Raw genomic sequence first — 13404 nt, 5'->3', positions numbered from 1 at the left:
CTCTGACGCCCGCGGTGTCACTCCGCGACGATCTCCCCGTCCCGGAGTTCGAGCACCCGGTCGGCCAGGTCCAGCAGTGTGGCGTCGTGGGTGGCGACGAGGGCGGTGACCCGTTCGCTGCGTACGACGGCCCGCAGCAGCTCCATCACGGCGTGCCCGGTCTGCGCGTCCAGCTGGCCGGTGGGCTCGTCGGCGATCAGCAGCGCCGGGTTGTTGGCGAGGGCGCGGGCGATGGCGACCCGCTGCTGCTGCCCGCCGGACAGCTCACCGGGACGCTGGGCGGCGTGGTCGGCGAGGCCGACGAGGGAGAGGAGCAGTGCGACGCGTTCCTCGCGTTCGCGCGGTGCGGTACGGCGCAGCCGCAGCGGGACGCCGACGTTCTCGGCGGCGGTGAGGATCGGGATGAGGCCGAAGGACTGGAAGACGAAGCCGACGCGGTCCCGGCGCAGGGCGAGCAGGCCGTCCTCGTCCAGTTCCGCGAGGTCCCGGCCGTCGACCTCGACCCGCCCGGCGTCGGCCGCGTCGAGCCCGCCGACGATGTTGAGCAGCGTGGTCTTCCCGGAGCCCGACCGCCCCTTCAGGGCGACCAGCTCACCACGCCGCACCTCGAAGGAGACGCCGCGCAGGGCGTGTACGGCGGCGGCCCCGTGACCGTACGCCTTGCGCACGCCCTCGACGCGCACCATGGTGTCGGTGACCACCTGGCCCTGGCTCATGTGCCCTCCCCCGCCGGAAACCGGGCGCCAGTATCGCCGGGCGGCACCGGGACGTTCAAGGTGCGGCACGGGTCGTCACCGCGACCCCGGCACAACGGCGCGACCCCGGCACAACGGCGCGACCCGTCACGGCCGGTGCGGCCGTGCGGGGCCGGTGCGGCCCGTCACCGTCGGTGCGGCCGGTCACGGTCGGCACCGCCCGACACGGCCGCGCGGAGCGGAAGGGCCGGATGTCGCGGCGTGGCCCCGGCATGGCACGGAGGGCCGTGTCCCCTACGGGACGCGGCCCTCCGTGCCGAGTGCTCGAACTCGTACTCGCCTACCGGACCTCGGTGATCTCCGGGCCGCGCTGGAGCTGGCCCATGCCGCCGGAGAAGCGGGAGCCCTCCTCCTGCTGGACGCCCTCGGGGACCATCTGCGCGTCGTTGGGGAGCTTGAGGACGATCGGGTCGCGCGGGGCCATCGGACCCTCGCCGCGGACCACGACCGTGTCCCGGAAGATCTGCTCCAGCAGACCGGCGGCCTGCGGCTGCACGGCGCCCTGGCCGGAGATCACGCCGCGCAGGAACCAGCGGGGACCGTCCACGCCGACGAAGCGCACGACCTGGAAGCCGCCCGTGCCGTCCGGCAGCTGCACCGGGACCTGCGCCCGCAGCTCCCAGCCCAGCGGGCCCTCGACCTCGTCGATGATGCCGCCCTGCTGGGTGATGCCGGAGCCGATCTCCTCGCGCACCTCGGCCCAGATGCCCTCGCGCTTGGGCGCGGCGAAGCCCTGCAGCTGGATGGCGCTGTCGCGCAGCACGACGGTCGCGGCGACGATCGCGTCGCCCGCGACCTCCACCCGCAGCTCCATGCCCTCGACTCCGGGTACGAACAGACCGCCCAGGTCCACCCGGCCCTCGGCGGGGTCGCGGACCTCGGTGCTGTCCCAGGGCCCGTCGGGCCGCGGTTCGGGCTCGAGCCGCACGCGCTCGCGCTCTTCGTCCGCCTCGGTGTCGACGCTGTCGACGACCTGCTCGGCCTCGCCGGCCGCGTCCTCGGCGGCATCCCTCTTCTTGCGACGTCCGAACACGTCACTGTCCTTCCCGGTCGGATACGACCGAAGCGTATCGATTCCCACCCGTCGGGCCGCCCTCGGCGACCTGACCGCTTGTGCCGCTTGCGCGGTCCGTCCCGGCGTGGCCGCCGGTGGACCCGAAGCCCCCTCCGGCCCGCGCCGAGTCGGGAAGCTCCGCGACCTGATGGAAGCGGACCCTCTCGACCTGCTGGACGACCAGTTGGGCAATCCGGTCGAAGCGCTCGAACCGCACGCTGTCGCGCGGATCGAGATTCACCACGATCACCTTGATCTCCCCACGGTACCCGGCATCAATCGTCCCCGGGGCATTCACGAGGGCGACACCGAAGCGGGCAGCGAGCCCGGAACGCGGGTGCACGAAGGCCGCGTACCCCTCCGGGAGCGCCACAGACACGCCCGTGGGAAGAACGGCGCGCTCACCGGGCTTCAGTTCGCAGTCGACCGTGGTGCGCAGGTCGGCGCCCGCGTCGCCGGGCTGCGCGTACTCCGGCAGCGGAACGTCGGGGTCGACGCGGCGGATCAGGACGTCGAGGTCGGGGCGGGGCTCGCGGTGTCCGGGGTCCGGCAGACTCACGGGTTCACCTCGAAGGCACGGGCCCGGCGGACCTGGTCGGGGTCGTCCATGGCGGCGCGGATCTCCTCCTCGCGGCCGTGGTTCACGAAGTGTTCGACCTTGACCTCGATGAAGAGGGCGTCGGCGCGCACGGCCACGGGTCCGTCGGGGCCGCCGATCCGGCCGGTGGCGGTGGAGTAGATCTTCCGGCCGGCCACCGCGGTCACCTCGGCCTCCAGGTACAGCGTGGTGTCGACGGGCACCGGCCGCAGGAAGTCGGTCTCCAGCCGCCCGGTCACCGCGATGGTGCGCAGCAGCCAGTTGAGCGAACCGAGGGTCTCGTCCAGCGCGCTGGCCAGCACGCCGCCGTGGGCGAGGCCGGGGGCGCCCTGGTGGGCGGACTGCACGGTGAACTCGGCGGTGATCGACACGCCTTCACCGGCCCGCGCCTGGAGGTGCAGCCCGTGGGGCTGGTCGCCCCCGCAGCCGAAGCACTGGCCGTAGTGGGCGCCGAGCAGCTCGCCGGGGGCGGGCGCGTCGGGGTGCCGTACGGGTTTGACGGCGTCGGCGGGGGGCTGGAGACCTGGGGAAGTACCACTCACAGGCGCAGACCTTACCCGCGCGTCGGCCGAACACCGATACCGTGCCAAGCTTGGTGCATGCAGCTCTCGACCGCCCCGTACGAAGAACGCCTCACCGCGCCCCGCTCCTGGTGGCTGGGGTCCTTCCTGGTGGGGCTCTCGTTCGCCCTGATCCTGCTGCCCTTCGGCACGCTGCCGATGCTGGGCGGCCTGGCCGGCGGAACGGCGGTCGCGGCGGTTGCGGCCAGTTCGTACGGCGCGGTCCGCATCCGCGTCGTGGGGGACTCGCTGATCGCGGGCGAGGCGAGGGTGCCGCTCTCCGCCCTGGGCGAGGCGGAGATCCTCGACCCGGAGGAGGCCCGCGCCTGGCGGACCCACAAGGCGGACACCCGCGCCTTCCTGCTGCTGCGGGCCTACATTCCGAGGGCCCTGCGCGTGCCGGTCACGGACCCGGAGGACCCGACTCCGTACCTGTACCTGTCGACCCGCGAGCCGGAGCGGCTGGCCGAGGCCCTGAAGGCGGCGAAGGCGGCGGCGTAACGCCACCGCGGGCGGGCTGTCAGCGCCCGCCGTCCCCGTCGGAGCCGTGACCTGAGCCCTTGGGGCCGCCGAAACCCTTGGGGCCCAGCTCCTTGGTGAGCGAGCCCATGTCCAGCGCGTCCTGCGGCCCCTCCAGGGCCGGCAGCTCGTCGAGGGCGCTCCACGGCACCTGCCTCTTGCGCAGGTCCGCCCGGATCCTGTCGGCGAGCTTCCTGGTGTCGCGGCGGTTCATGACGGCGCCCACCGCGGCGCCGATCATGAACGGCATGAGGTTCGGCAGGTTGCGCACCATGCGCTTCATGATCTGCTGGCGCAGCTGGCGCTTCATGTGGCTGTTCATCGCCGAGCCGAGGGTCGACGGTTTGGACACGTCGACTCCGCGCTCGTCGGACCAGGAGTTCAGGTACGCGGTACTGCGCTGCGCGAGGCTGCCCGGCGGACGCAGGCCGTACACCTCGTGCAGTTCGGCGATCAGTTTGAGCTCGATCGCGGCCACGCCGGTCACCTCGGCGGCCAGTTCGGTCGGCATCGCGGGCGGCACGGGCATCATCGCCGCCGCGCCGATCCCCGCGCCGACGGTCGCCGTGCCCTTGGTCGCGCCCGTGACCAGCCGGTCGGCGATCTCCTCGGGGCCGAGGCCGGGGAACTGTCCGCGCAGCGTCGCCAGGTCCCGTACGGGCACGCGCGGCGCCAGTTCGATGATCCGGTCGGCGAGGTGCGCGAGGGCGGCCCTGGCGCGCTGACCGCCGTTGCGGACGCCCTGGCCGGCCTTGTGCCGGAACGCCGCTGCCCTGCGCCGGGCAGCGGGCGCCGGCGGCTGCGCGGTCGCCGGGAGGTCACCCCGGTCGGCCACTGATTCGAGCGGGGCCGTCCCCGTGTCGGTCGGGCCCCGCTCGTCGTCACGCGCGCTGTAGGAACCGTCGAGCGGCCCTTGGTCCGCTTCCCGCCTGTGGAAGCGGCGCTTCCAGGGAGGGGTCGAGCCAGTCACGGCCGACCCCGCCTCAGTCGCAGTCGCGGCAGATCGGCTGGCCGTTCTTCTCCCGGGCCAGCTGGCTGCGGTGGTGCACCAGGAAGCAGCTCATGCAGGTGAACTCGTCCTGCTGCTTCGGCAGTACACGGACCGCCAGTTCCTCGTTCGAGAGGTCGGCGCCGGGAAGTTCGAGGCCTTCCGCGGCCTCGAACTCGTCGACGTCGACGGCCGAGGCGGACTTGTCGTTCCGCCTGGCCTTCAGCTCTTCGAGGCTGTCCGAGTCGACGTCGTCGTCGGTCTTGCGTGGAGTGTCGTAATCGGTTGCCATGGTCGCTCTCCCCCTCTGGGTGTCTGCGGGTGTCTCCAGCGCACGTAACGCGTGAGAGGCCGGACTTGTGCCCGACCCGAGGCGGAGATTTTGCCTCACATCAAGGTCTGTTACTCAATCGACACCCAACCGGACTCCTCATGAGTGATCGGCTTGGATGGCGATGGGGACCGTACACGGTCCGAATGTCGCACTTCAAAGGCGCCTCACCGTGTACTTCCCGTGATCAGGGCCCCTGAAAACCAGGACTTTCCCGGCCTTCCGACAGGGTGCATGATCACGGAGAGTAGATGGCGAGAAAGCCGGTGCTGTGATCGATCACACAGGCAACTCCAGGGCCGTCGGCCTGGAAATTCCGCTCAAAGCGAACATCCTCGGGTGTCGGTGAGATGTCGGGGTCATGATCTCAGACGGGGAGCGTCACTCGCATCACGAGCCCCCCGCCGTCGCGCGGCTGAGCGTAGATGTGCCCGCCGTGCGCCCTCGCCACCGACCGCGCGATGGACAGCCCGAGACCGACGCCCTTGTCGCTCCCCGTGCGTTCGGTGCGCAGGCGGCGGAACGGCTCGAAGAGGTTGTCGATCTCGTACGCCGGCACCACGGGCCCGGTGTTGGTGACCACCAGGACCGCCTGGCCGTTCTCGACCGAGGTGGTGACCTCCACCCAGCCCTGTTCCGCCACGTTGTAGCGCACGGCGTTCTGGACGAGGTTCAGGGCGATGCGCTCCAGCAGGACGCCGTTGCCCTGCACGACGGCCGGGTCCCGCGTGCCGCGGATCTCCACGCCCTTGGTGTCCGCCTCGGCGTGCACCTGGTCGATGGCCTGGCCGGCCACCTCGGCGAGGTCCACCGGTTTGCGCTCGACGATCTGGTTGTCGCTGCGGGCGAGCAGCAGCAGGCCCTCGACGAGCTGCTCACTGCGTTCGTTGGTGGCGAGCAGGGTCTTGCCGAGCTGTTGGAGCTCCACCGGCGCGCCCGGATCGGACAGGTGCACTTCCAGCAGGGTCCGGTTGATCGCCAGGGGCGTGCGCAGCTCGTGGGAGGCGTTGCCGACGAAGCGCTGCTGGGCGGTGAAGGCCCGCTGCAGTCGCTCCAGCATGTCGTCGAACGTGTCCGCGAGCTCCTTCAGCTCGTCGTCCGGACCGTCCAGCTCGATCCGCCGGGAGAGGTCGGAGCCCGCCACCGCGCGCGCGGTGCGGGTGATCCGGCCCAGCGGCGACAGGACGCGTCCGGCCATCGCGTAGCCGAAGGCGAAGGCGATCACGGCGAGGCCCAGCAGGGCCAGCAGCGACCGGCTCAGCAGCCGGTCCAGGGCTTCCTGGCGCTGGCGGTCGATGCAGTCGCTGATCGCGGCGTTGAACTGCGACAGCGACAGGTTGCCGTCCGTGATGCCCGGGCAGTCGTTGCTGGCGACCTGGAGGTCCTGGAAGTCGACGATCTTGTAGAGCGGCTGGTTGCCGGTGCGTACCGCCTGGGCGGCGAGCAGGTAGATGATCGACAGCAGCAGGATGCCGGCGATGAGGAACATGCCGCCGTACAGCAGCGTGAGCCTTATCCGGATGGTGGGCCGCAGCCACGGCATGGGGGTGGCCGAGCGCGGGTCCCAGGTGGGCTTCGGGGGCGCCCCGGGGGGCGCGGGTGTCGTCGCCACGGCCGGTCAGATCCGGTACCCGGAGCCGGGGACGGTGACGATGACGGGCGGCTCGCCCAGTTTGCGGCGCAGGGTCATGACGGTCACTCGTACGACGTTGGTGAACGGGTCGGTGTTCTCGTCCCAGGCCTTCTCCAGCAGCTGCTCCGCGGAGACCACGGCCCCCTCGCTGCGCATGAGCACCTCGAGCACGGCGAACTCCTTCGGCGCGAGCTGCACCTCCTTGCCGTCGCGGAAAACCTCGCGACGGTTCGGGTCGAGCTTGATGCCGGCGCGTTCCAGGACGGGCGGCAGGGGCACGCTGGTGCGGCGGCCCAGGGCACGCACGCGCGCGATGAGCTCGCTGAAGGCGAAGGGCTTGGGCAGGTAGTCGTCGGCGCCGATCTCCAGGCCCTCGACCCGGTCGCTGACGTCGCCGGAGGCCGTGAGCATCAGCACGCGGGTGGGCATGCCCAGCTCGACGATCTTGCGGCACACGTCGTCGCCGTGCACGAGCGGGAGGTCGCGGTCGAGGACGACCACGTCGTAGTCGTTGACGCCGATGCGCTCCAGGGCGGCCGCACCGTCGTACACGACGTCGACGGCCATGGCCTCCCGGCGCAGTCCGGTGGCCACCGCATCGGCGAGCAGTTGCTCGTCCTCGACGACGAGTACGCGCACGTCGCTTGTCCTTCCTGTGTCCACCCGCGTAGCGCTTCCGGGGCGCACGAGGGCAGGGGCCGGCGGGGTGTGTTGCCTCCATCCTGCCCTTTTCGGCCATAAGTCGGCTGTAAGACGAGGGAAGGCCCGGGAGGAACACCGGTACGGGAGCGGGAATGCGAGATTTTCTCGCGTGGTTGAGGTTTCCGCGGAAGAGAGCGGGGGGAGGACGGCTTTACACCCCGCGATCACGCTCTGCCTGTACCGCGTCACCGCGCGGTATGCCGCGGTCCGCTTCCGCAGAGCGGGCGTGGGTGTCCGGCACCGTCGCCGCCCGGAAGGGCAGCGCTGGGCACTCCACCGGAGACGTGATCGTCCCTTCCGAACGGCACACCCCCGTGCCACCGACCCACGACCCAGGACGAGGGGGCGCAGCATGGACGCTTTCACCGCAGGACTTCTGCAGCGCATAAAGACGACCGAGTCCGACCTGTCCCGGGCCCGCGACGAGGGGGACGAGTTCCTCGTCGAGGTGGAGCTGGGAGAGCTCGACGACCTGCGCCGTCTCGCTGCCGAGCACGGCGTGGAGGTCGGCACGACCAGCGTCTGACCAGCCCGTGAAAGACAGGGCCCCGGCGGGATCCAGCGCCGGGGCCCTGTCGTGTGCGGTGCCGTCCGGGGGCGAGCGGCCGGCGTGTCGTCGCCGACCCGGACGACGTCGGCGCCGATAGCGGGCCGCAGCGGGGGCGCGCACACCGCCCCTCCCTGCCCGCCCAACCGCCGGAGGCCTACGCTCCGAAGTCCGTCAGGAGCCGCTGGAGGGGCTCGAAGACCTCCGGGGTGGCCGCGATCGTCAGGTCGGCGGACGGGCGCTCACCGGGGCGTCCGCCGGTCACCGCGCCCGCCTCCCGGGCGATCAGGTCCCCGGCCGCGAGGTCCCACGGGTGCAGCCCCCGCTCGTAGTAGCCGTCGAGGCGGCCGGCGGCCACGTCGCACAGGTCGATCGCGGCGGAACCGCCGCGCCGGATGTCGCGCACCAGCGGGATCAGCCGCCGCGCGATCTCGGCCTGCTCGGCGCGGACGTCGGCGACGTAGTTGAAGCCGGTGGAGACCAGGGCCTGGTCCAGCGGGGCCGGAGCGCGGCAGGCGAGCCGGCGTTCGCCGTCCCACGCTCCCGTCGCCCAGGCTCCGCCGCCGAGCACCGCGTGGTACGACTCGCCCCGCATCGGGGCGACGACCACGCCGGCCACCCGCTCGCCGTCCTGCTCGGCGGCGATGGAGACGGCCCAGGTGGGCAGCCCGTAGAGGTAGTTGACGGTGCCGTCGAGCGGGTCGACGACCCAGCGGACGCCGCTGGTGCCCTCGGTGGCGGAGCCCTCCTCGCCGAGGAAGCCGTCGTCGGGGCGGCGGTCGGCGATCAGGCCGGTGATCAGCTTCTCGGCCGCGATGTCCATCTCGGTGACCACATCGATCGGGCTGGACTTGGTGGCCGCGACCGCCAGGTCGGCCGGGCGGCCGTCGCGCAGCAGCTCGCCCGCGCGGTGGGCGGCCTCCTGGGCGATCTTCAGCAGCTCGGCATGGAGGGGGGCGGGCGTCACGTCGGTCACGGGGCTCCTCACGCGTAGGGGCTGTCGGCGCCCGCGGCGGCGGGGCGGGGGGCGCGGGCGGGGCAGCAGCCGACCGGGCACAGGTTGTGGCTGGCGCCGAGCGCGCCGAGGGCGCACGGTGCGACGTCCCGGCCCTGCTCGACGGCGGCCCGCTCCAGCACGAGGTCGCGGACCGCGGCGGCGAACCGCGGGTCGGCGCCCACGGTGGCCGAGCGGCGCACCGGCAGCCCCAGCTCCCGCGCCTTGGCCGTGGCCTCCGTGTCGAGGTCGTACAGGACCTCCATGTGGTCGGAGACGAAGCCGATGGGTGCCATCACCACAGCGGGGACGCCGGCCGCGTGGCGCTCCTCCAGGTGGTCGCAGATGTCGGGCTCCAGCCACGGGATGTGCGGGGCGCCGGACCGCGACTGGTACACGAGCTGCCACGGGTGGTCGACGCCGGTGCGCTCGCGGACGGCGTCCGCGATCACCTGCCCGACGTCCAGGTGCTGGCGCACGTACGCCCCGCCGTCGCCGTGGTCCTCGACCGGGCCGGAGGTGTCCGCGGCGGAGTCGGGGATCGAGTGGGTGCAGAAGGCGATGTGCGCGCCGTCCCGCACCTCCTCGGGCAGCTCGGCGAGGGACCGGACGACCCCGTCGACCATGGGCTCGACGAAGCCCGGGTGGTTGAAGTAGTGCCGCAGCTTGTCGATCCTCGGCAGCTCCAGGCCCTCGGCCTCCAGGGCGGCGAGCGCGTCCGCGAGGTTCTCGCGGTACTGGCGGCAGCCCGAGTACGACGCGTAGGCACTGGTGGCGAGGACCAGGACGCGGCGGCGTCCGTCGCGGACCATCTCGCGCAGGGTGTCCGTCAGGTACGGGGCCCAGTTGCGGTTGCCCCAGTAGACCGGCAGGTCCAGGCCGTGCTCGGCGAAGTCCTTGCGCAGGGCGTCCAGCAGGGCGCGGTTCTGGTCGTTGATGGGGCTGACCCCGCCGAAGAGGAAGTAGTGCTGGCCGACTTCCTTGAGGCGTTCCTTGGGGATGCCCCGCCCGCGCGTCACGTTCTCCAGGAACGGGACCACGTCGTCGGGACCCTCCGGGCCGCCGAACGAGAGCAGGAGCAGGGAGTCGTAGGGGCTGGCGTCGAGCACGTCTGGCATGTCTCGATCCTGCCACCCGCCACTGACAACCCACCAACGGCGGGGTCCCGCCGCGCGTCCCGGCCAGGTCCGCGGGCGCGCTCGCGCCCGTCCCGCGGGGTCTTTCCGGGCTGTCCTGCGGGGTGTTTCCCACGCGTCCGCACGAGTAATCTGTATCGACTGCGTTCGGACCTTACCGAGCCCACTGAGTCGTTCCCGGAGACCGCGTTGCCCAGTCCCTACCGCGCCCTGTTCGCCGCCCCCGGCACCAAGGCATTCTCGACCGCGGGCTTCCTCGGCCGGATGCCGCTGTCGATGATGGGCATCGGCGTGGTGACGATGATCTCGCAGCTCACCGGGCGGTACGGACTGGCCGGTGCCCTGTCGGCCACCATCGCGCTCGCCGCCGCCGTGGCCGGACCGCAGGTCTCCCGCCTGGTCGACCGGTACGGCCAGCGGCGGGTGCTGCGCCCGGCGACCCTGGTGTCGCTGACCGCGGCGGCCGTGCTGCTGCCGGCCGCGCACTACGGGTGGCCGGACTGGGTGCTGTTCGTGGCCTGCGTCGGCATCGGCTGCGTACCCAGCCTCGGCGCGATGGTCCGCGCCCGCTGGGCCGCGCTGTACCGGGGCACCCCGCAGCTGCACACCGCGTACTCGTTCGAGTCCGTGGTGGACGAGGTCTGCTTCATCTTCGGGCCGATCATCTCCATCGGCCTGTCCACGGCCTGGTTCCCGGAGGCCGGGCCGCTGCTGGCCGCCTGCTTCCTGGCGACGGGCGTCTTCTGGCTGACCTCGCAGCGCGCCACCGAGCCGGAGCCGCACCCGCGCGAGGAGAAGGGCGGCGGCACCGCGCTGCGCTCCCGGGGGCTCCAGGTCCTGGTCGCCACCTTCGTGGCGACGGGGGCGATCTTCGGGTCCATCGACGTGGTCACCGTGGCCTTCGCCGAGGAGGAGGGCCACAAGGCCGCCGCCAGTGTCGTACTCGCCCTGTACGCGGCGGGATCGTGCACGGCGGCCATGGTCTTCGGGCTGCTGCGCTTCGCCGGACCGCCCGAGCGCCGCTGGCTCCTGGGCGTCTGTGCGATGGCCGTGAGTATGATCCCCCTCCTACTGGTCGGAAACCTGCTGTTTCTGGCCGCGGCGCTGTTCGTTGCGGGTCTGTCCATCGCTCCCACGATGATCACGACGATGTCCCTCATCGACCAGCACGTACCACGCACGCAGCTCACCGAGGGCATGACCTGGGTGAGCACCGGCCTCGCGGTCGGCGTCGCGCTCGGCTCCTCCGCGGGCGGCTGGGTGATCGACGCCTCCGGGGCGCGTGCCGGGTACGGGGTTCCGGCGGTGGCCGGTGCCGTCGCGGTCGCGGTCGGTTTCCTCGGGTACCGCCGGCTCAAGCGGCCGGCTCAGCGTCGGGGAGGGACCGTTGAGCAGCACACGCACGGCACACGGGACGGCGAGCGGGAAGAACGGCACATGGCGTAACTGGGGCGGCAACGTCTCCGTGCGCCCCGCGCGGGAGGTCACTCCCGCCTCCGTCGAGGAACTGGCCGAGGCCGTCCGCGGGGCGGCGGACGAGGGGCTGCGGGTCAAGGCCGTCGGCACCGGCCACTCCTTCACGTCCATAGCGGCGACGGACGGCGTGCTCATACGCCCTCGGTTCATGACCGGGATCCGCCGCATCGACCGCGACGCGATGACCGTCACCGTCGAGGCCGGCACCCCGCTCAAGCGCCTCAACCTGGCCCTCGCTCGGGAGGGCCTGTCGCTGACGAACATGGGCGACATCATGGAGCAGACGGTGTCCGGGGCCACCAGCACCGGCACCCACGGCACCGGCCGCGACTCCGCCTCCATCGCCGCCCAGATCCGGGGTCTGGAGATGGTCACCGCTGACGGGTCGGTGCTGACCTGTTCCGAGCGGGAGAACGCCGACGTCTTCGCCGCCGCCCGGATCGGCCTGGGGGCGCTCGGTGTCGTCACCGCGATCACCTTCGCCGTCGAGCCGGCCTTCCTGCTCACGGCCCGCGAGGAGCCGATGCCCTTCGAGCGGGTCCTCGCCGAGTTCGACGAACTGTGGGCCGAGAACGAGCACTTCGAGTTCTACTGGTTCCCGCACACCGGAAACACGAACACCAAGCGCAACAACCGCAGCGCCGGTCCCGAGCAGCCGGTGGGCCGGCTGAAGGGCTGGTTCGAGGACGAGTTCCTGTCCAACGGCGTCTTCCAGGCGGCCAACTGGGTCGGCCGCGCGGCGCCCGCCACCGTCCCGGCGATCGCCCGGATCTCCAGCAAGGCGCTCTCCGCGCGGACGTACACGGACACTCCCTACAAGGTCTTCACGTCCCCGCGCCGGGTGCGGTTCGTGGAGATGGAGTACGCCGTCGCGCGCGAGGCCGTCGCCGAGACGCTGCGTGAACTGAAGGCGATGGTGGACCGGTCCCCGCTGAGGGTGAGCTTCCCGGTCGAGGTGCGCACGGCCCCGGCGGACGACATCACGCTGTCCACCGCGTCGGGCCGCGACAGCGCGTACATCGCCGTCCACATGTTCCGGGGGACGCCCTACCAGGCGTACTTCACCGCGGCGGAGCGCATCTTCACGGCCCACGAGGGCCGGCCGCACTGGGGCAAGCTGCACACCCGGGACGCCGAGTACTTCTCCCGGGTGTATCCGCGCTTCGGCGAGTTCACGGCGCTGCGGGACCGTCTTGACCCTGACCGTCTGTTCCGGAACGACTACTTGCGCCGGGTTCTGGGGCCGTAGCCGAGGCGTCGGGGGCCGGGCTCGCGGCGTCGCCGGAACCGCCGTCCCCGGTGGCGTCCGGGGTGGGCGTCGGGGTGGCCGCCGTACCGCCGTCCTCCTCGGCGGCACCGTCCGACGACGGGTCGCCGCCGGTGCCGCTCGGGGTCCCGGACGGGGTGGCCGCCGGGGTGTCGCCGCCGGAACCGGAGTCCCCCGGCTCACCGGTACCGCCGGGGTCCTCGTGCTCCTGTCCGTCGCCGGAGCCGCCGCCGGAATCGCCCTGCTCCCCCGTGCCCGAACCGCCCTTGTTGTGGCCGGAGAAGGCGCTGCCGACGGTGGTGCTGTGGCCGCCGCTCAGGGTCTCGCCGGAGGCGAGTTCGTACGCGGTGATCCCGGCCATGGTGACGCCGAAGACGAGGGCCGCCGCGACCAGGGGGCGTTTCCAGCCGCGGGTGCGCACGCGGTGGACGGTTCCCTCGGTGAACTCTCCCGGAGCCATGGCCGGCCCGGAGCCCGGCGCCGGGGCCGGTACGGCCCGCACACCGCCGCCCGTGCGCCTGACCCGCAACTGCTCGCCGGTGCGCTTGAAGAAGTGCTGGAGGACCGACCCTCCGCAGGTCGCGATGACGCTGATCAGGCCGGCGCCGAGGATGGTGCCGTACACGCCGAAGGAGGAGGCGAGTTTGGCGGCCACCACCGCGGCCAGGGCACTGCCCGCGACCTGGGGCACGCTCAGGTCGATCCGCCTGGACCGCACCTCCGTTCGCGCATTCGTCTCGCCTGCGGCATCGGGCTTTTCACGCATCACCGGACCTTGCCTGTCTTTCCCGTACGTGATCGATCAACTGCACGAGAAAGGGACGAGCGGTCGAAACCATTAGTT

General features: G+C 72.2%; 15 protein-coding genes. 4 read left to right on the top strand and 11 right to left on the bottom strand.

Annotated features, from left to right (window positions below; all coding sequences use genetic code 11):
* Positions 1-17: 17 nt before the first annotated feature.
* The 4 genes from M6G08_RS17340 to M6G08_RS17325 form a co-directional block, all read right to left on the bottom strand.
* Entirely contained in the window at positions 18-716 is a 699-nt protein-coding gene (locus M6G08_RS17340; protein WP_272588060.1) for an ABC transporter ATP-binding protein, read from the bottom strand.
* Positions 717-1035: 319 nt separating this feature from the next.
* Positions 1036-1788, bottom strand: coding sequence for a DUF3710 domain-containing protein (locus M6G08_RS17335; protein ID WP_272588059.1), 753 nt, complete (start codon positions 1786-1788; stop codon positions 1036-1038).
* A 1-nt stretch (position 1789) separates the two neighbouring features.
* Positions 1790-2368, bottom strand: coding sequence for a dUTP diphosphatase (dut, locus tag M6G08_RS17330; RefSeq protein ID WP_272588058.1), 579 nt, complete (start codon positions 2366-2368; stop codon positions 1790-1792).
* The gene (locus M6G08_RS17325) at positions 2365-2949 is read right to left on the bottom strand and encodes a PaaI family thioesterase (RefSeq protein ID WP_272588057.1); all 585 of its coding nucleotides are present in this window, start codon (positions 2947-2949) and stop codon (positions 2365-2367) included. Before M6G08_RS17325 ends, dut begins: the two co-directional genes overlap by 4 nt.
* A gap of 57 nt (positions 2950-3006) precedes the next feature.
* Between M6G08_RS17325 and M6G08_RS17320 the strand changes: the two genes are divergently transcribed.
* Positions 3007-3468: a DUF3093 domain-containing protein gene (locus M6G08_RS17320; RefSeq protein ID WP_272588056.1), complete on the top strand. Its 462-nt coding sequence runs from the start codon at positions 3007-3009 to the stop codon at positions 3466-3468.
* A 19-nt stretch (positions 3469-3487) separates the two neighbouring features.
* Here M6G08_RS17320 and M6G08_RS17315 read toward each other — a convergent pair whose 3' ends face one another.
* From M6G08_RS17315 to M6G08_RS17300, 4 genes are all read right to left on the bottom strand, one after another.
* Complete coding sequence (locus tag M6G08_RS17315; RefSeq protein ID WP_272588055.1) at positions 3488-4456, bottom strand: hypothetical protein; 969 nt, start codon at positions 4454-4456, stop codon at positions 3488-3490.
* A 13-nt stretch (positions 4457-4469) separates the two neighbouring features.
* Entirely contained in the window at positions 4470-4766 is a 297-nt protein-coding gene (locus M6G08_RS17310; protein WP_003993510.1) for a DUF4193 domain-containing protein, read from the bottom strand.
* Between the two features lie 406 nt (positions 4767-5172).
* Positions 5173-6417 carry a sensor histidine kinase gene (locus tag M6G08_RS17305; RefSeq protein WP_272588054.1) on the bottom strand — a complete coding sequence of 415 codons (1245 nt, stop codon included), beginning with the start codon at positions 6415-6417 and terminating at the stop codon, positions 5173-5175.
* A gap of 6 nt (positions 6418-6423) precedes the next feature.
* Positions 6424-7077, bottom strand: coding sequence for a response regulator transcription factor (locus tag M6G08_RS17300; protein WP_003993508.1), 654 nt, complete (start codon positions 7075-7077; stop codon positions 6424-6426).
* Between the two features lie 415 nt (positions 7078-7492).
* Between M6G08_RS17300 and M6G08_RS17295 the strand changes: the two genes are divergently transcribed.
* Positions 7493-7666, top strand: coding sequence for a hypothetical protein (locus tag M6G08_RS17295; protein WP_019325850.1), 174 nt, complete (start codon positions 7493-7495; stop codon positions 7664-7666).
* Between the two features lie 178 nt (positions 7667-7844).
* Here the strand turns inward: M6G08_RS17295 and M6G08_RS17290 are convergent, their stop codons facing one another.
* Together M6G08_RS17290 and M6G08_RS17285 are read right to left on the bottom strand one after the other, a co-directional pair.
* Entirely contained in the window at positions 7845-8663 is an 819-nt protein-coding gene (locus tag M6G08_RS17290) for an inositol monophosphatase family protein (protein ID WP_272588051.1), read from the bottom strand.
* Between the two features lie 8 nt (positions 8664-8671).
* Positions 8672-9799, bottom strand: coding sequence for a ferrochelatase (locus tag M6G08_RS17285; protein ID WP_272588050.1), 1128 nt, complete (start codon positions 9797-9799; stop codon positions 8672-8674).
* A 207-nt stretch (positions 9800-10006) separates the two neighbouring features.
* On the opposite strand from M6G08_RS17285, the gene M6G08_RS17280 reads away from it, so the two are divergent.
* Together M6G08_RS17280 and M6G08_RS17275 are read left to right on the top strand one after the other, a co-directional pair.
* The gene (locus M6G08_RS17280) at positions 10007-11263 is read left to right on the top strand and encodes an MFS transporter (protein ID WP_272588049.1); all 1257 of its coding nucleotides are present in this window, start codon (positions 10007-10009) and stop codon (positions 11261-11263) included.
* Positions 11205-12542, top strand: coding sequence for an FAD-linked oxidoreductase, L-gulonolactone oxidase family (locus tag M6G08_RS17275; RefSeq protein WP_272588048.1), 1338 nt, complete (start codon positions 11205-11207; stop codon positions 12540-12542). The genes M6G08_RS17280 and M6G08_RS17275 overlap by 59 nt, the downstream gene beginning before the upstream one ends.
* Here M6G08_RS17275 and M6G08_RS17270 read toward each other — a convergent pair.
* Positions 12466-13326: a hypothetical protein gene (locus tag M6G08_RS17270; protein ID WP_272588046.1), complete on the bottom strand. Its 861-nt coding sequence runs from the start codon at positions 13324-13326 to the stop codon at positions 12466-12468. The two genes, M6G08_RS17275 and M6G08_RS17270, sit on opposite strands and share 77 nt — an antisense overlap.
* Positions 13327-13404 lie beyond the last annotated feature (78 nt).

Origin of the sequence: Streptomyces sp. M92 (assembly GCF_028473745.1) — a bacterium.
Taxonomy (GTDB): domain Bacteria; phylum Actinomycetota; class Actinomycetes; order Streptomycetales; family Streptomycetaceae; genus Streptomyces.
Note: the sequence above shows the minus strand (reverse complement) of the source record. Positions and strands in the feature narration are given on the sequence as shown.